The organism is Halonotius pteroides (assembly GCF_003605635.1).
Taxonomy (GTDB): Archaea; Halobacteriota; Halobacteria; order Halobacteriales; family Haloferacaceae; genus Halonotius; species Halonotius pteroides.
This window is the reverse complement of record NZ_QMDW01000009.1, coordinates 62,189-78,709: the sequence shown is the minus strand read 5'-3', so window position 1 is coordinate 78,709 and position 16,521 is coordinate 62,189. Positions and strand designations below refer to the sequence as shown.

21 protein-coding genes and 2 tRNA genes are annotated in these 16,521 nt (G+C 62.6%); 22 read left to right on the top strand and 1 reads right to left on the bottom strand.

Annotated features, from left to right (window positions below; translation table 11 throughout):
- Positions 1-132: 132 nt before the first annotated feature.
- The 5 genes from DP106_RS08110 to DP106_RS08090 all read left to right on the top strand — a co-directional run bounded on the left by DP106_RS08110 (position 133) and on the right by DP106_RS08090 (position 6,498).
- Entirely contained in the window at positions 133-1,668 is a 1,536-nt protein-coding gene (locus DP106_RS08110) for a sodium:solute symporter family transporter (protein ID WP_120084593.1), read from the top strand.
- 439 nt (positions 1,669-2,107) lie between these two features.
- Positions 2,108-3,370, top strand: a complete 1,263-nt coding sequence (locus DP106_RS08105) for an ABC transporter substrate-binding protein (RefSeq protein ID WP_321167546.1) — start codon at positions 2,108-2,110, stop codon at positions 3,368-3,370.
- A 24-nt stretch (positions 3,371-3,394) separates the two neighbouring features.
- Complete coding sequence (locus DP106_RS08100; protein ID WP_120084591.1) at positions 3,395-4,390, top strand: carbohydrate ABC transporter permease; 996 nt, start codon at positions 3,395-3,397, stop codon at positions 4,388-4,390.
- Positions 4,387-5,310, top strand: coding sequence for a carbohydrate ABC transporter permease (locus tag DP106_RS08095; protein ID WP_120084590.1), 924 nt, complete (start codon positions 4,387-4,389; stop codon positions 5,308-5,310). The genes DP106_RS08100 and DP106_RS08095 overlap by 4 nt, the downstream gene beginning before the upstream one ends.
- Positions 5,311-5,343: 33 nt before the next feature.
- Positions 5,344-6,498 (top strand): ABC transporter ATP-binding protein, encoded by a 1,155-nt coding sequence (locus tag DP106_RS08090; RefSeq protein ID WP_120084588.1) that lies wholly within the window; start codon positions 5,344-5,346, stop codon positions 6,496-6,498.
- 8 nt (positions 6,499-6,506) lie between these two features.
- Here DP106_RS08090 and DP106_RS08085 read toward each other — a convergent pair whose 3' ends face one another.
- Positions 6,507-6,773, bottom strand: a complete 267-nt coding sequence (locus tag DP106_RS08085; RefSeq protein WP_394343453.1) for a hypothetical protein — start codon at positions 6,771-6,773, stop codon at positions 6,507-6,509.
- Positions 6,774-6,902: 129 nt separating this feature from the next.
- Between DP106_RS08085 and DP106_RS08080 the strand changes: the two genes are divergently transcribed.
- From DP106_RS08080 to DP106_RS08005, 17 genes are all read left to right on the top strand, one after another.
- A tRNA-Ser gene (locus DP106_RS08080) sits at positions 6,903-6,988 on the top strand.
- 20 nt (positions 6,989-7,008) lie between these two features.
- Positions 7,009-7,557, top strand: coding sequence for a 30S ribosomal protein S13 (locus tag DP106_RS08075; RefSeq protein WP_120084587.1), 549 nt, complete (start codon positions 7,009-7,011; stop codon positions 7,555-7,557).
- The gene (locus DP106_RS08070) at positions 7,554-8,081 is read left to right on the top strand and encodes a 30S ribosomal protein S4 (protein WP_120084586.1); all 528 of its coding nucleotides are present in this window, start codon (positions 7,554-7,556) and stop codon (positions 8,079-8,081) included. Before DP106_RS08075 ends, DP106_RS08070 begins: the two co-directional genes overlap by 4 nt.
- Positions 8,082-8,084: 3 nt before the next feature.
- A complete protein-coding gene (locus tag DP106_RS08065) occupies positions 8,085-8,474 on the top strand; it encodes a 30S ribosomal protein S11 (RefSeq protein ID WP_120084585.1) in 390 nt (129 codons plus the stop codon).
- 1 nt (position 8,475) lies between these two features.
- Positions 8,476-9,225 carry a DNA-directed RNA polymerase subunit D gene (locus DP106_RS08060; RefSeq protein ID WP_120084584.1) on the top strand — a complete coding sequence of 250 codons (750 nt, stop codon included), beginning with the start codon at positions 8,476-8,478 and terminating at the stop codon, positions 9,223-9,225.
- 158 nt (positions 9,226-9,383) lie between these two features.
- Positions 9,384-9,468: transfer RNA gene (locus DP106_RS08055), tRNA-Leu, on the top strand.
- A gap of 27 nt (positions 9,469-9,495) precedes the next feature.
- Positions 9,496-9,849, top strand: a complete 354-nt coding sequence (locus DP106_RS08050) for a 50S ribosomal protein L18e (RefSeq protein ID WP_120084582.1) — start codon at positions 9,496-9,498, stop codon at positions 9,847-9,849.
- Positions 9,846-10,283: a 50S ribosomal protein L13 gene (locus DP106_RS08045; RefSeq protein ID WP_120084581.1), complete on the top strand. Its 438-nt coding sequence runs from the start codon at positions 9,846-9,848 to the stop codon at positions 10,281-10,283. The genes DP106_RS08050 and DP106_RS08045 overlap by 4 nt, the downstream gene beginning before the upstream one ends.
- Positions 10,277-10,675 carry a 30S ribosomal protein S9 gene (locus DP106_RS08040; protein WP_120084580.1) on the top strand — a complete coding sequence of 133 codons (399 nt, stop codon included), beginning with the start codon at positions 10,277-10,279 and terminating at the stop codon, positions 10,673-10,675. The genes DP106_RS08045 and DP106_RS08040 overlap by 7 nt, the downstream gene beginning before the upstream one ends.
- A gap of 11 nt (positions 10,676-10,686) precedes the next feature.
- Positions 10,687-10,881 carry a DNA-directed RNA polymerase subunit N gene (locus tag DP106_RS08035; RefSeq protein WP_120084578.1) on the top strand — a complete coding sequence of 65 codons (195 nt, stop codon included), beginning with the start codon at positions 10,687-10,689 and terminating at the stop codon, positions 10,879-10,881.
- Complete coding sequence (locus tag DP106_RS08030; RefSeq protein WP_120084577.1) at positions 10,878-11,051, top strand: DNA-directed RNA polymerase subunit K; 174 nt, start codon at positions 10,878-10,880, stop codon at positions 11,049-11,051. Before DP106_RS08035 ends, DP106_RS08030 begins: the two co-directional genes overlap by 4 nt.
- Positions 11,048-12,247 carry a phosphopyruvate hydratase gene (eno, locus tag DP106_RS08025; RefSeq protein WP_120084575.1) on the top strand — a complete coding sequence of 400 codons (1,200 nt, stop codon included), beginning with the start codon at positions 11,048-11,050 and terminating at the stop codon, positions 12,245-12,247. Before DP106_RS08030 ends, eno begins: the two co-directional genes overlap by 4 nt.
- Positions 12,244-13,047, top strand: coding sequence for a 30S ribosomal protein S2 (gene rpsB / locus DP106_RS08020; protein WP_120084573.1), 804 nt, complete (start codon positions 12,244-12,246; stop codon positions 13,045-13,047). Before eno ends, rpsB begins: the two co-directional genes overlap by 4 nt.
- Before the next feature lie 73 nt (positions 13,048-13,120).
- The gene (locus tag DP106_RS08015) at positions 13,121-14,074 is read left to right on the top strand and encodes a hypothetical protein (protein WP_120084572.1); all 954 of its coding nucleotides are present in this window, start codon (positions 13,121-13,123) and stop codon (positions 14,072-14,074) included.
- 32 nt (positions 14,075-14,106) lie between these two features.
- A complete protein-coding gene (locus tag DP106_RS15820; protein ID WP_165857849.1) occupies positions 14,107-14,271 on the top strand; it encodes a hypothetical protein in 165 nt (54 codons plus the stop codon).
- Positions 14,272-14,691: 420 nt separating this feature from the next.
- Positions 14,692-15,708: a mevalonate kinase gene (gene mvk / locus DP106_RS08010; RefSeq protein ID WP_120084571.1), complete on the top strand. Its 1,017-nt coding sequence runs from the start codon at positions 14,692-14,694 to the stop codon at positions 15,706-15,708.
- A complete protein-coding gene (locus tag DP106_RS08005; RefSeq protein ID WP_120084569.1) occupies positions 15,708-16,502 on the top strand; it encodes an isopentenyl phosphate kinase in 795 nt (264 codons plus the stop codon). The genes mvk and DP106_RS08005 overlap by 1 nt, the downstream gene beginning before the upstream one ends.
- The last annotated feature ends 19 nt before the right edge of the window (positions 16,503-16,521 follow it).

Sequence of the window (16,521 nt, the reverse complement as noted above, 5' to 3'; positions counted from 1 at the left end):
GTGTCACCCTACAGCAGCGAGTTATTCAGTGGTTATATTCGTCAATTATATAGGTCGCGGTCGGCACACCTCGACTGAACTGAATGTCTCGACACTACGGAGTTCGAATCGAGTCCCTGGAGGGCGCATAGCATGGTTGCAACCAGTCTCGGCCTCGGCCTGACAGTCGCCACGCTGGCGGTGTTTACTGTCGCCGGCCTGTGGTACTCCCGCGGGCGCGTCGGTAGCGTTGAGGATCTGCTGACCGCACGCAGCTCCACGGGGACGGGGATGACGACCGCGACGCTGATCGCCTCAACGATGGGCGCGTGGATCCTGTTTAGTCCCGCGGAGGCAGGTGCGGCGTTCGGCGGCGTCACCGCCGTCTTCGGCTACGCCATCGGGAGTGCGGTTCCGTTGCTGTTGTTTGTCCCGGTCGGCAAACGGATTCGGGAGTTGATGCCGACGGGACACTCGCTGACGGAGTTCGTGCTCGTCCGCTTCGGCCCCGTGATGTACGGCTTCGTCCTCATCGTCTCGGTGTTCTACATGTTCATCTTCCTTGCCGCGGAGATGACCGGGATCGCGGGCGCACTTGAGCTGATCGCCGGCGTTCCAGCGTGGCAGACCGCCACGGTTGTCGGCGCGTTCGTGTTGGTGTATACGGCCTACGGCGGCCTCGTCGCCAGCATTTTTACCGATACGGTTCAGACGCTCGTGATCCTCCCGCTGTTGGCGGTTGGCTTCGCCGCGGCCGTCGTCTCGCTCGGTGGCACCGGCGACCTCTATCAGACGGCGATGGCAACCGATCCGACGCTGCTCGATCCGGGCTTCCGGCCCGGCCTTGAGTTTGGCCTGTACGTCGTCTTTGCGGTGCTCGGCGCCAACATGCTGAATCAGGGGATCTGGCAGCGCGTGTATGCAGCCGATGGTGAGTCGACGCTCTCGCGGTCGTTCAGCGTCGCCGCTCTGACCGTGATTCCGATGGTGCTGTTAGCCGGGCTGTTCGGCGTCGCTGCTGCTGGGTTAGGGCTCACTACCCCGGAAACCAACAGCGTCGCGTTCTTTCTCGTTGTCACGGAGGCCCTGCCTGACGTGATCGCCTTCGTCGTCGTCATGCTGGTCGTCCTACTGGTGATGAGTTCGGCCGACACGATGCTCAACGCGATCTCGAGTCTCATCACCGTCGATCTCGCCCGGATTATCGACGTCGAAGACGACCGTTCGCTTCGCCTGACGGGTCGTGGTCTCACCGCGCTCGTCGCGCTTGGAGCGGTCATCATCGGGGCCCAACAGTACAGCGTTCTCCGGTTGTTCCTGACGGCCGACCTGCTTGCGGCCGCTGTGTTCGTTCCGCTGATCTGGGGGTTGTTTTCCCGTGATCTTACCGAGGCGGGCGCGCTGGTGGCGAGTCTTGCCGGCCTCGTCGTCGGCTTCGCCTACTTCCCGATGCTTCGCGGGCTGGTCGCGACGATTCCCGGAATCGCCGGGGTGCTCCCCGAACCGGCGTTCCTCCCGGCATTTCTCGGGGCAACCGCCGTTTCGACGGCTGTGACGGCTATTGCATCCGTCCTCGGTGGCGACGGCTTCGCCTTTGAGTCATTAACCACGGAGATCCGATCGTTCGATCCGCCCGGGGCTGAGGCGGCGACTGAGGACGGCACGGCAGCCTCGGAGGTGTCCGACTGATGGTCGGCAGCCTCCTGTTCGGTGGAATCGTTTGGGGATCGATCGCGGCGGTGTTGGTGGCCTTCAGCTACATCGGCTGGCTGCTCGTCAGCGTTCGTCGATAACTTCCCGCCATCGCTAGTACACTCACATAGCCGTCGTGGTCAGTTTACTGAACGTTCGATTTGCGCCGAATCACGTTGGCGATATTGCTGATTAGACTGTTGTACCACTCGTACTCTGTAGCAAATACTGCAGAAGATGCAATCAGAACCAGTTTACAAATCGTGTACAGTATCCGGTTTTAAAACACTATATAAATTATATTCTACATAATTGTTAATGCTTCTTAGTGTTTCATGACGATCTGTGGATTCGTGCGTGATGGTAGTCCGGGCAGCCTACCGGCAGCACGATCCCCCCAGAGGAATGATACCAAATGTCTGAACACGAACCCAATGTGTCACGCCGTACCGTCCTCACGACCACCAGCGCTGCCGCTGTCGCTGGGTTGGCCGGCTGTAGTGGTGGCGGTGGTGGCAGCGATGGTAGCGGCGGCGGCAACGAGCTCGAATTACTTCACGCGTGGTCGTCCGGCGACGGCAACGCCGCGATCGCGGCCCTCATCGAAGGGTTCCAGGAGGAACACCCCGATGTTGAGTTCGCCGAGGAGCCCGTCGACGGCGCGGCCCGCAGCAATCTCGATCAGGTCGTGCTCAACAAACTGCAGGCCAACGATCCGCCGAGTACGTTCCAGACGTGGCCCGGCAACACCCTCGCCAAGTTTGACGGTGCCTACGAGGACATCGAGGACGATGTGTGGGACGACGATCTCAAGGAGAACTATCTGGCGGGGCCACAGGAGCAAGCCCAGTACAACGGCACCTACGTCACCGTCCCGCTAAACATCCACCGGATCAACAATCTGTTTTACAACACGGCCGTCCTTGAGGAGGCCGGGGTCGATCCCGAAAGCCTCTCGTCGCCAAGCGATGTTGTCGACGCCTGTGAAACGATCGCCGCCGAAACCGATGCGGTGCCCTTCGCCCAACAGACCAGCGGGTCGTGGTCGACCGTCCAACTGTGGGAGACGATCCTCCTTGGTCAGGCTGGCATCGACGGCTATGAGGCGTTCACCGGCGGTAACGGCGACACCGGGGCCGTCGAGAGCGCCCTCCAGTCGGTCGTCGATCTCAGCGAGTACTACCCGAGTGACTCCTCGTCGATCAGCTTCACCGAGGCCAACACGATGGTGATGGACGGCGACGCCGCGTTCATCCACCAAGGCGACTGGGCCGCCGGAGCCTACAGCAATGCTGACGACTTCAGCTACGGCGACGACTGGGGGCAGGTCACCTACCCCGGGACGAGTGGGAGCTATCTCCTCAACATGGACTCCTTCCCGTATCTCGCCAACAACCCCTCACCGGAGGCGACAAAGCAGTTCCTCAGCTACTGTGGCAGCGCGGAGGGACAAGTCCTGTTTAACGCCGAGAAGGGCTCGATCCCGCCGCGGAGCGACGCTGACGTGTCCTCACTGAACACCTTCCAGCAGGATCAGTTCGAGGACTTCAACAGCGCCGACAACCAGCCGCCGTCAGTCCAACATGGCCTGGCTGTCTCCCCCGGCGTCGCCACCAACATCAGCAGCGCGTTCAGTGGCTTCCTTGAGGATTACGACGCCGCCGCCACAGCAGAGGCGCTGATCAACGCGTTCAACTGATCGGGAGGCTCCAATCCCCGCACTATGCGCAATCCACTTACCATACTCAGACAACGCCTCGCAGCCCACCGTGAGGTACGCGCCGACGGCGGCACCGCCACGGAAGCAGGATCGATTCTCGACCGTGATTCGGTGCGATCGGCCCCGTTTTGGCTCCCGCCGTTTCTGTTGATCGGGTTGTTCATCTACGGGGCGATCATCTGGAATATCGTCCTCTCGTTGACCGACTTCCAGGGGCTCGGCTCGCCCGATTACAGCGCGCTTGATATCGAAAACTACGTTATCGCCTTCACCGGCGGGACGCCCTCGTGGTCGTCGTTAACCGTTGATCCGGTCTGGAATGCGGCTTGGAACACGGTTGTGCTGATGGTGTCGTTTTCTGTGGTCTGTCTGGCCGTTGGGCTGGTGATGGCGATCCTTGTCGACCAGGAGATCCGCTTTGAGAACACGTTCCGGACGATCTACCTGCTGCCGATGAGCCTCTCGTTTGTCGTGACGGCGAAGTTCTGGCTCTACATGTACAACGTCGAAACCGGCCTCGTGAACCTCATTCTCGGGGCGGTTGGCGTTGGCCCGATCGAGATCGTCCAGAACCCCGACCTGAAGTTGGCGGCGGTCGCCTTCGCGCTGATCTGGCAGTTCAGCGGCTATGCGATGATCGTCTATCTGGCCGGCTTACGGGCAATTCCGACAAGCCATTTCGAGGCCGCCCGGGTTGACGGCGCGAGCACGATTCGGATGTACTGGCGCGTGATTATCCCCCAACTCAGGACGGCTACGGTGAGCGCGCTCGTCGTGTTGACGGTGTTCTCCCTGAAGGCCTTCGACTTCCTGTTTTCGATGTATGGCGGCTACCAGCCGGGGCCGTCGGCGGATATCCTCGCCACACGGATGGTTCGGGAGGCCTACGCCAACGGCAACTGGGCCTACGGCTCGGCGATCGCGGTGCTGCTGTTCATTATGGCACTCGCCATCGTCGCCCCATACATCTACACGCAGTACCAGCGGGGTGAGCTATGAGCACCGAAACGGGTCGCGCAGGCGAACGCACCCTGTTTGGCCACTCGCTGCGGCGGCTCATCCTGTATCTCGTTCTTCTCGGGATGGGGGCGTTCTATCTCATCCCGATCGAAACCGGACTGATGACATCGATCATCAGCCCGGGAACCTACTCCGGGAACCTGCCGTACCTCCCGCCGCTGGAGCCGCTGGTTTCGGGAACGGGAGCGTTCTCGCTGGAACCGTGGCGCGGAGCCCTCGACGGACTCGGCCAGGGGCTTGTTAACAGCGTCATCCTCGTCGTCCCGGCGACGATTCTCTCGGGGCTGCTCGGCAGTATGGCCGCCTTCGGGTTGACGACGATCAGTTGGCGCGGGCAGATCGGCATCTACATCCTGTTTGTTGCAGGGATCTTCATCCCCTACCAGGCGGTGTTGGTACCGCTGACGCAGTTTTGGTACAATATCGTCCCGCTGCGGTCGATGTTCGAACCGCTGGCGGCGTTGCCGCTGGTCGAGACGTACCACTGGAAGCTGCTGGCGTTGATTATCACCCACACGGCCTACGGGCTGCCGATCTGTACGCTGCTGTTCCGCGCCCACTACAAGAAACTCTCCGACGAGATGGTCGAAGCCGCCCAGCTCGACGGTGCCTCAATCGCGACGATCTACCGGCGGATCATCCTGCCGCTGTCGATCCCGATGTTCGCTGTTGTGTTCATCTACCAGTTCACCCAGATCTGGAACGACCTGCTGTTCGCGCTGACCATCGTCCAGTTCGGCGATGCGGCGGTCGTCACGCAGGAACTGGTCGGGATCGGCGTCTCCCAGTCGGGGACGAACTTTCCGCTGCGGATGGCCGCGGCGTTGCTGGCGGCGTTGCCGACGCTGTTGGTGTACATCTTCTTCGGCGACAAGTTCGCCAAGGGGGTCGCCGCATAGTATGTTCACTGAACTCACAGGAGGAACTCATCAATGGCAGAGCTAACACTCGACGACGTAACGAAGGTATTCACCGAAGACGACGGCAACGAGATCACCGCGGTCGACGAGGTCTCGATCGACATCGAGGACGGCGAGTTCCTCGTGTTGGTCGGCCCCTCCGGCTGTGGGAAATCGACGACGTTGCGGATGATCGCAGGACTGGAGACGATCACAACCGGCGAGATCCGGCTTGCCGGCGGGCGCATCAACGAGAAGCCGCCCGCCGGGCGGGACATCGCCATGGTGTTTCAGTCCTACGCGCTGTACCCGCATATGACCGTCCGGGAAAACATGAGCTTCGGGCTGGAGGAGTCAACCGAGATGAGCGACGACGAGATCGAATCGACGGTCGCTGACACCGCTGATCTCATGGAGATCGAGGAGCTGTTGGATCGCAAGCCGAGCGATCTCTCCGGCGGCCAGCAGCAACGCGTCGCTCTCGGGCGGGCCATCGTGCGTGCGCCCGAAGCATTCCTCATGGACGAGCCGCTGAGCAACCTCGACGCTAAGCTCCGGGCGACGATGCGGACGGAGCTCCAGCGGATTCAGGATAACCTCGATGTGACGACCGTCTACGTCACCCACGACCAGACAGAGGCAATGACGATGGGCGACCGGATCGCCATCCTCAACGACGGGGTGCTCCAGCAGGTCGGCACGCCGCTTGAGTGTTACCACACACCAAACAACCGCTTCGTTGCGGGCTTCATCGGCGACCCCTCGATGAACTTCTTCGAGATGGCCGTCGACGGCGAAACACTCGTCATCGACCGCTTTGAGTACCCGCTCAAGCCGGCCCAACAGGATGCCATCAGGAACAGATCAAACGTCGTTTTCGGTATCCGGCCGGAGGATATCCGGATCAAGGAGCCCGGCGGGCTCAGCGACAACTATCAGTTCGAGGTAACGGTTGATGTCGTCGAGCCACGGGGCGACGAGAACACGATCCACCTCACCTTCGACCGCAGCGTCGACGACCCGGTGACGTTCACCGCGACTGTCAGCGGCCTTCGAGATATCTCGGCCGGCGATGAGGTTACCGCCACCTTCCCGCCGGATTCGATCCACCTCTTCGATACTGACTCGGGAGTCGCTGTCCACAACCGGACGTTCAACGCCGAGAACGCGACAAAACAGATTCTGTAAGCTGAGGGCTACTCAAACAGCCCGAGATCCTCGGCGACAAGATCCTGCAGTTGGGATTTGAGCGTCGGATCGACGCTCGCGTGCGCCTCGCCATCGTGGCGATTTTCATTGTGTCGGTCGAGTTGCGTTTCAAGCTTTGACAGCGGCACCGTCGTCTCCGTGCCGCACTCCTCACAGATGATCGGCACCTCGGGGTCGTCGCTGTGGTCGGTCATATCCCAGTGTTTCGATGGGGTGATAAAATGAATCCGGTTTTCTCGGTCGCTGACAGCCATGCGACACCACCGCATGCCTCCGACTATCCGTGACCCTTAAGTAACCGACAGGGCTTCGACTACTCGTAGTACTGCAGGGGCGACCGGCCCCGAGTCCGTGATGGGCGACAATATGACCGACAACCGCGGGTTGCGGTAGCCAAGCTTGGCCCAAGGCGCAGGGTTGCTAACTCTGTGGCGTCACTGCCTCCGGGGTTCGAATCCCCGCCGCAACGCTCGCACAACTAAACTAGCTATGAGTGCAGAAGACACCGAAGACGGTTCGACGGCGGAGGACGATGACGACCTCCGGTACTTCGTCCGGATCGGCCAGACCGATCTCGACGGCACGAAGAGCGTCGAACGCAGTCTCACAGACATGAAAGGTATCGGCCAGCGTACGGCACGCATCGTGACCGAGGCGGCCGGTATCGACCGTACAGCCACCTTCGGCCTGCTTGAGGACGACGAGATCGACAGCGTTGTCGAGGTCGTCGAAAACCTCGACTCACACCTCCCGGAGTGGATGGTCAACCGGCAAGACGACTTCTTTACCGGCGAGTCCACCCACATTGTAGGTAGTGATCTCGAAGAGCAGCGTCGACAGGATATCAACCGCATGCAGATGATCGACTCATACAAAGGGATCCGTCACAAGCGCGGCCAGAAGGTTCGCGGCCAGCGCACCAAATCTACCGGTCGTACCGAAGGGACGATCGGTGTCAACGTCGAGCGGATCAAAGAGGAGCAAGCCGAAGACGCGGCCGCCGACGAAGAGGCGGCTGCCGGGGGTGACGCCGAATGACAACCGGTCAAAACACCGTCGGCTACGAGACACCGAACCACCCCTACCAGGGTGAACGGATCGCCGAGGAGAGCGGCCTTGTCGGCCGCTACGGCCTGACAAACAAAGAAGAGCTCTGGCGCGCCCAGTCGGAGCTTCGATCGATCCGACGGGAAGCCCGTCGCCTCATCGGTGAGGCCCAGGGAGACACCGAGGCCGCCGCCGAAGCCGGCAGCGAGTTCCTCGCCAAGCTCCGCCGTTACGGCATCCTCACCGATAACGACACGATCACCGACATTCTGTCGCTTGAGGTCACCGACATCCTCGAACGACGACTCCAGACGGTCGTCTACCGGGATGGCTTGGCCAGCACCCCACAGCAGGCCCGGCAGTTCATCTCTCACGGCCACATTACCGTCGACGGCGCGCGGGCGACGACACCGTCCCGCACCGTCGAGGTCGCCGAGGAGTCGGCGATCAGCTACGATGAGACCAGTCCGCTTGCAGACGATCTGCACCCAGCCCGGGCGGAGGCCCAGGAGTAACCAATGAGTGAATCACAAGATGAGAAGTGGGGCATCGCCCACGTGTTCTCCTCGTTTAACAACACGCTGATCACGATCACCGACCAGACCGGCGCGGAGACCCTCGCCAAATCGTCCGGTGGTACTGTGGTCAAACAGAACCGCGACGAAGCGTCGCCGTACGCCGCCATGCAGATGGCCGAGGTCGTCGCCGAGAAGGCGAAGGCTGCGGGCATCGAGGGCGTTCACGTTCGCGTGCGCGGCCCCGGCGGGAACGGCAACAAATCCCCCGGCCCCGGCGCGCAGGCGACGATCCGCGCGCTGGCCCGGGCCGGCATCGAGATCGGCCGCATCGAGGACGTAACCCCGATCCCACACGACGGGACACGCGCGCCGAAAAACAAGCGACTCTAGTATGTCAGGCCAATTCGACGTTCAGATCATCGAACGCGACGATCGGCAGGCCCGCTTCGTTGTTCGCGGGCTCACACCGGCGTTAGCCAACGGCTTCCGCCGGTCGATGATCGCCGATGTGCCGACGTTTGCCATCGATTCCGTTCGGTTCACGGAGAACTCCTCGGTCATGTTCGACGAGATGATCGGCCTCCGACTGGGGCTGGTGCCGTTGACAACGCCGTTAGACGACTTCGAGATCGGCGACACCGTCACCGTTGCCCTGGATGTCGAGGGGCCGGCGACAGCGTACTCCGGCGATATCGAATCCAGTGACGCGCTGGTACAGCCGGCTGACGAGAATATCCCGATCGTCGAGCTCAAAGAGGGTCACAGCCTCGAATTCGAGGCCGACGCGGTGTTGGATACCGGCAAAGAACACGCCAAACAGCAGGGCGGCGTGGCTGTCGGCTTCCGCCACCTCCAGTCGGTCACCGTTGGCGACGACATCGGCGAGTTCGACGAACAGGAGCCGGAGATTCTGCGTGGGGCGATCGAAACCGACGAGGGCGAGGTTGTCCTCACCAAGGCGTTCGATCACGACCTCACCAACAAGTATCCCGGCACGGAGCTGACCGTCGAAGACGTGCCCGGAGCCTACGTGTTCCACGTTGAGACCGACGGCTCCTTCGATGTCGAGGAACTGGTGCTCCGCGCCGCCGAATCGCTCGGCGACCGCGCGGACGAACTACACGACGCAGTCACCGCTTAGACTGCATTCACCGCATATGACGACACACCCGATCCACTCACGCGCTCGCCACCCTGGCCGCACAGCCTTGTGGCCGTCGAGCCGTGGCCGTCGGTCGATGACAGACCGGCGTGGGATCGAAACAGGTAAGCCGTGGTGTGCGGTATCTCAGAGTGCGTGCAGGGATAGCCAAGTCAGGCCAACGGCGCAGCGTTCAGGGCGCTGTCCCATAGGGGTCCGCAGGTTCAAATCCTGCTCCCTGCACTCCGATTTCTCTCAGGAGCAGTATTCATGAGCAGCAAAACGAATCCGAGACTACAGAGTCTCATCGCCGAGCTACGGACGGTTGCAGGCGAGTCAGACGCCGGTGTCTGGCGCGATATCGCCGACCGTCTCGCAAAGCCACGGCGCACCCACGCGGAAGTCAACCTTGGCCGTATCGAACGATACGCCCGGGAAGACGAGACCGTTGTTGTCCCCGGCAAGGTGCTGGGCAGTGGTGTGCTCGAAACAAGCGTCACGATCGCCGCCGTCGACTTCTCTTCGACCGCCCGCCGCAAGATCGGGCAGGTCGGCGACGCGGTGACACTCGAAGAAGCCCTCGACAGCAATCCCGAGGGCAGTAACGTCCGGGTGGTTCGATGAGCGCGGCCAAATTCGACGTCGACGTTGTCGTCGACGCCAAAGACTGCATCCTTGGCCGCGTCGCCAGCGAGGTCGCCCAACAGGCCCTCGATGGTGACCGCGTCGCCGTCGTCAACGCCGAAAACGCCGTCATCACCGGCAATCCGGAGTCGACGATGGAGACCTACCGGAAACGCGCCGAGATCGGCTCCGACAGCGGGCCGCACTATCCGAAACGACCGGATCGCATCTTCAAGCGGTCGATCCGTGGGATGGTGCCGTACAAGCAGGATCACGGCCGGGAGGCCTTCGAGAACGTCCGCGTCTACCTCGGCAACCCCTACGACGCCGAGGGCGAGGTGCTTGACGGCACCTCACTGGATCGGCTCTCGAATATCAAGTTCATCTCGCTTGGCGAGATCTCAGAGAAACTGGGGGCAAACGTTACATGGTAACCAACACATCAGGTAAGAAGAAGACGGCCATCGCTCGCGCAACGGTAAGCGACGGTGAGGGTCGTGTCCGGATCAACTCCCAGCCCGTCGAGCTGGTTGAGCCGGAGATGGCACAGCTCAAGATGCTCGAACCGTTCCGTATCGCCGACGACGAGCTGCGAGACAGCGTCGACATCGATGTGACCGTCGAGGGCGGCGGCTTCAGCGGTCAGGCCGACGCCGTCCGCACCGCTCTCGCTCGCGGGCTCGTCCAGCATCACAACGACGCCGAACTGCGTGAGGCCTACCGCGAGTTTGATCGCTCGCTTTTGGTCAACGATGTTCGGCAATCCGAGAAGAAAAAGTGGGGCGGCCCGGGTGCACGGGCCCGCTACCAGAAGTCCTACCGCTGAGGTGATCTAGTATGATGATCCCAGTCCGGTGTTTCACCTGTGGCACGGTCATCGGTGAACACTACGAGGCATTCGAGGCACGCGCCGGCGAGGGCGATGAAGACCCCGCGGAGGTACTCGACGACCTGGGGATCACCCGCCACTGCTGTCGGCGCATGATGGTATCGCACACCGACCTCGTCGACGTCGTTGCCCCATATCAATGACAACCCACTACAACCGCTACGAGAAGGCCCGCATTCTCGGCGCGCGGTCGCTGCAGATCTCCTATGGGGCCCCGGTGCTCGTCGACACTGACCAGAGCGAACCGATCCTCATCGCCGCCGAGGAGTACGACGCGGGCGTCCTGCCGTTTACGATCAACCGAGACCAATGACACGAATCAGCTCCGTTTCACTCCGACGCGTACTGGACTCCCGTGGCAACGCCACGGTTGAAGCAGATGTCCTCACCGACGCCGGTGGCTTCGGCCGCGCTGCAGCACCCTCGGGTGCCTCAACCGGTGAGTTCGAGGCGATCGAACTCCCGGCACAGGAAGCCATCGCCAACGCCCGCGAACACGCGGTGCCACGGCTGGTCGACACCGTCTACGCGGGCGACCAACGCGCGGTCGACAACGCACTACGGGCCGCCGATGGCACCGACGACTTCTCGGAGATCGGTGCCAACAGCGCGGTCGCCATCTCGATGGCCGCCGCCAAGGCCGGCGCGGACACGCTAGGCGCACCACTATACCAGCATCTCGGCGGCGCGTTCCGCGGCGACAACTTCCCGATCCCACTGGGCAACGTTGTCGGCGGCGGCGAACACGCCAAAGACGCCACCGACATCCAGGAGTTCCTCTCGGCTCCCGTCGGCGCGCCGAGCGTCGAGGAGGCCGTCTTCGCCAACGCCGCCGTCCACGCGGCGATCGGCGACATCTTCGATGAGCGCGACATCGGTGCGGGCAAAGGCGACGAGGGCGCGTGGGCCCCACCGATCGACGACGAGGAAGCCTTCGAAATCGTCGACGAGGCGGTCTCACAGGTCGCCGATGAAGTTGGCTTCGAGATCAAGTTCGGCCTCGATATGGCCGCCGCGGAGATGTACGAAAACGGCGCCTACCAGTACAGCGACGGCGAGAAATCAACCGACGAACAGATCGAGTACGTCGCTGATCTCGTCGAGGAGTACGACCTCGCCTACGTCGAGGATCCACTCGACGAAAACGACTACGAGGCCTTCGCCGAGCTGACCGAGCAGGTCGGCGACCAGACGCTGATCTGTGGTGATGACCTCTTTGTCACCAACGTCTCACGGCTGCAGGACGGCATCGACGCCAACGCGGCCAACAGCATCCTGATCAAGCCCAACCAGATCGGCTCGCTGTCGGATACCTTCGATGCGATCGAGCTGGCCGTCGAGAACGGCTACGAGACGATCATCTCCCACCGGTCGGGTGAAACTGAGGATACGACGATCGCCCACCTCGCAGTGGCCACCGACGCCGACTACATCAAGACCGGCACCGTTGCCGGCGAACGCACCGCCAAGCTAAACGAACTGATCCGAATCGCGGACGACGCAGTATGAGCGATAACAACACAGAACTCGAAGAACAGGACGACGCCGCAGCCGACGCGGACGACGCGCCTGTCGATGATGAACCGGACGCCACCGACGCCGCCAGCGAGGCCGCCGAGGAGGCCGAAGCAACCGAGGGGGCCGACGACGCTGATGTCAGCGGCGAGGCCGAGGCTGAGGAGGAAGCGGACGCCACCCCGTTCGACGACGACGTGATGCCGGATGACGAGGCTGACCTGCTCATCCCCGTTGAGGACTACCTCGGCGCGGGTGTCCACATCGGTACCCAACAGAAGACCAACGACATGGAGCGGTTCATCCACCGTGTCCGTGACGATGGGCTCTATGTGCTCGATGTGAGCCAGACCGACAGCCGCATCCGGACGGCGGCTGATTTCCTCGAAAACTACGACCCCGAGCAGATCCTCGTGACCTCCTCGCGGCAGTACGGTCGGTTCCCAGCCGAGAAGTTCGCCGACGCTATCGGTGCACGCGCCCGCACCGGGCGATTCATCCCCGGGACGCTGACCAACCCCGACTACGCGGGCTACATCGAGCCCGATGTCGTTGTGGTCACTGACCCGATCGGCGACGCCCAGGCGGTCAAAGAGGCGATCACCGTCGGCATCCCGGTGATTGCGATGTGTGACTCCAACAATCAGGTCAGCAATGTTGACCTCGTTGTCCCGACCAACAACAAGGGTCGCCGCGCGCTGAGCGTTGTCTACTGGCTGCTTGCCAACGAGACGCTCGACCGACGCAACGCCGGCACGCTCTACGAGCTCGAAGACTTCGAGGACGCACTGTAAGCTGGTTTTACCGTTCAATTTTGCTTGTGGTCGGCTTCGATACTCGCAAGTCTGTTCGGCCAAAGCTCCGGGTATGTCCCCGAGTCGACGCCGACTTCTCCAGACGGCTGCACCGACGCTGATAGCCGGGCTTGCCGGCTGTACGAGCGAGGGATTCGGCAATAGCGACCAGTCAACCGAATACACGCTCAGCATCGACACAGTTGCGGCCAGCCCGACCGAACACGCGCTGTATGAGCCGAGCGACGATCCGTTGTTCGGCGACCCGGCCCGCGCCGCGCTGGCCGCGATCATCCCCGAGGACACACACAGAACCTACGGCTACACGCCGCTGCCGGAGGATGGCTACGTCGCCGGCAAAGGCCGGTATTCCCAGATCAAGACGGCGATCACCGGTCGGCAGGAGATGGATCGAACGCTGGTTCGGGTAGAAAAGCTCGACGACGATGCTGTCGGCGGGAGCGACGAGAGCGGCAAGGCGGCGATCCACGTCGACAGCCTCGATCGGCCGAGTGCGCGGGCGCTCAAAATCCTCCACACCAACAGCACAACCGACGGCACGGGGGCATCGGCCGAGCTGCTCCGAGGGGATGCCTATGTTCTCCGGCGACCAGCAGAGCGCGAAAGCGAGGTGGCGACCGGTGAGCTCGATGGGCAGATCGTCTCGATGACCGAGGACGGCGGGTTTTCGTACCGTGTCTCCGTCAGCACCGACTCGATCAGCGAGACGGAGTACACGACGCGAGCGATCCCTGTTGCCGACAGCAAGGCTGCGTTCCGCGAGGTGGTGTTTGCCGCCGAGATCGACGCCGAGGTTGACGATGCCTCGCTGTCGACGGCAGCCCGTGAACTGTTAGATCGCACGCTCGGCGGCGAGCATTCGGAGTCGACGCCGCTGTCAGCGGCCTTCGAGGCGGTGCTTGCGGCTCTCGGCGTGGCGACCACCGACGAAAGCCTGAACGGCAGGCTGCTGTGGTACAACGACCAGCTGTACCGCTATGGGCTCTATATCGACACTCCAGACTAACATCGTCGCCCTATCGGCAGGGCGGTCAGTCGATGACAACCTTGACCGGATTCGTTATACGCTATACCCGGATCCCACTGGTTGGCGACAACCGAACGGATCTCGGTGGTGTCGTCGCCTCGCCATCGATTCCCAACCGCTACGACGCGCTACAGGGTAGCGAAGAGTGCTTCGAGGATACCACCGCACCAACATGACCGTCGCCGCCGAGATAAGCGTAAGCGACGCTTCGATCAGGGTCAAGCCGACGGGCAAACGTGAGCCCTTGTTGTACAGGATGGCGCGGTTGTTAGCCTGATGATAGCGACTGAGACGGTCAAAACCGTAATGAATGCCGCGAGGATCCAGTTGAGACGCGGGCCGGGGGCTACGTTACTCGTCCCGAATAGTGAGAACTAGTGTCCGCACACCTGTGCGGACGTAGCGTGCATTCCCCGTTCCCGCTTGAGGAGGGCGAGGGCCACACCCCAAACACGTGAGTGTCAACCACGGTGTGGTTGACGTTCACACCCTGCTGTTACCATGCAACCATATAAAAACCTACGCTATCGTACGGACAGATAGATGGACAATTCGATCCCAACACACGAGCGAGCGGGCGACGACGGGGCTATCCGATGACCGTCGTCAGCGCGCCAGGGAAGGTGTATCTCTTTGGCGAACACGCCGTTGTCTACGGCGAGCCAGCCGTCCCCTGTGCCATCGAGAAACGCGCGACTGTCACGGTCGAACCGCGCGACGACGGTCACGTCCGCGTCGAGGCCCAGGATCTCACGCTGAATGGGTTTGCCGTTGAGTACGCCGACTCGCCGGCCAGCGGCCCCGATGTAGACGTGCCGAAGCCGCTGATCGAAGCCGCAACCGGCTACGTTGATGCCGCCGTCGAACAGGCTCGGGAGGCCGCCGACGCGCCGGCCGCCGGCTTCGATATTGCCGTCGACAGCGAGATCCCACTTGGGGCGGGGCTTGGCTCCTCGGCCGCCGTCGTCGTCGCCGGCATCGACGCCGCAACCCGCGCGCTGGGCGAGCCACTTGACCGCCGTGAGCTTGCGAACCGCGCCTACCAAGCAGAGTACGATGTCCAGGACGGCCAAGCCTCCCGAGCCGACACGTTCTGTTCGGCGATGGGGGGAGCTGTCCGCGTCGAGGGCGACGACTGCAGCCGGCTTGAGACGCCGGAACTCCCCTTCGTCGTCGGCTTCGATGGCGGCGCGGGTGACACCGGCCAACTCGTCGCCGGCGTGCGCTCGCTGCGCGACCGCTATGGGTTTGCGGCCGATACGGTCGACGCCATCGGCGACATTGTCAGGGAAGGCGAGTCGTTGCTGTCGGCGGCCGACCCCGACAGCGACCCCAGCGCGGAGCTGATCGGTGAACTCGGCGAGCTAATGGATATCAACCACGGGCTGCTGTCGGCACTCGGTGTCTCCTCGCGGTCGCTGGATACGATGGTCTGGGCCGCCCGTGAGGCCGGCGCGGATGGGGCAAAGCTGACCGGCGCGGGCGGTGGTGGCTGTATCGTCGCCCTCGATGCAACCACTGAAACCCAGACGAGTCTGCAGTATACGCCGGGCTGTGAGCAGGCGTTTCGCGCCGAGCTCGCCACCGACGGCGTTCGCGTGGAGGACGAATAATGAGCGACACAAGCGGGAGCGATAACCTAACGATTCTCAAACTCGGTGGGAGCGTCATCACCGACAAGGAGACGCCCGAAACAGTCGACAACGACGCGCTCGCGGCGGCGGTCGAAGCGATCGCCGAGTCCGCGGCGATCAATCACGAGAGCAACGAAGCAAACCTACTCATCGTTCACGGCGGCGGCAGCTTCGGGCACGTCCATGCGTCCGAACACGGTGTCTCGACGACCGAAGGAACACATGATCCGGCGGCAGTAACAGCGATCCACAGCGCGATGAAACGGCTGAACGGTGTCGTCGTCGACCGCTTACACGCCGCCGGCGTGGCGGCTGTTCCCGTCCATCCCCTGTCAGCAGTCGCTCGTGACGACGACGCGGCGGTGTCGTTGCCGACGGCTGCTGTTGGGGGCCTCCGCGCTGAGGGCTTTGTGCCCGTGCTGCACGGCGATGTGATCGCCCACGCTGGGGAGGGGGTCACAGTGCTCAGCGGCGACGAACTCGTGACAGGTCTGGCCGAGCGGCTTGATGCCGCACGGGTTGGGCTCTGTTCGACGGTTCCGGGCGTCCTTGACAGCGAGGGCGACGTGATCGACTCGATCACCGACTTCGAGTCGGTTGCTGCCGCGTTAGGCGACAGCGACTCAACCGATGTGAGCGGTGGGATGGCCGGCAAGGTTGAGGAGTTACTCGCGTTGGCACGGCCAGCGCGTATCTTCGGCCCTGACGCTGTTGGCGCGTTTCTGGCCGGCGACGCGCCGGGGACGCTGATCGACGGCGGGAGCGCGGACTGAGGCCACACCCGGTACCAAA